This window comes from Blautia sp. DFI.6.71 (genome assembly GCF_020593585.1).
GTDB classification, from domain to species: Bacteria; Bacillota; Clostridia; order Lachnospirales; family Lachnospiraceae; genus Blautia_A; species Blautia_A wexlerae.
In genome coordinates this window covers 1-325 of sequence record NZ_JAJDMJ010000180.1, presented here as the reverse complement: position 1 = coordinate 325, position 325 = coordinate 1, and the positions used below count along the sequence as shown (strand labels likewise).

Here is a 325-nt window from a genome sequence, read left to right as displayed (position 1 = left end):
GCATTGTCCTGACGGATATTCCGGTTATTGATACGGATGGGAACACATCTCTCCAGAATCCGGTCATAAATTCGCTTGTGTGCGATATCAGCGGCGTTATTCAGCTCTGATAAAGTGAGATTGGTTGTTATGATCAGGGGCTTTTTACTGCGGTAACGGCTGTCAATCACATTGAATACCTGTTCCAGTGCAAAGTCAGAGTTCCGTTCAATTCCGAGGTCATCAATGATCAGAAGGCTGTAGCGGTTTAAGCTGTGGATGAACTGATTCCTGTCTTCAAAATGCATTCCGGTAAGGGTATTCAGAATCCGGGAAAAGTTGGTCA

At 44.9% G+C, this 325-nt stretch carries 1 protein-coding gene; it reads right to left on the bottom strand.

Features of this window, described 5'->3' with window-relative positions; translation table 11 throughout:
* Positions 1–325, bottom strand: a 325-nt coding sequence (locus LJE12_RS19790; protein ID WP_227292422.1) for an ATP-binding protein, incomplete at both ends; no start/stop codon positions are given.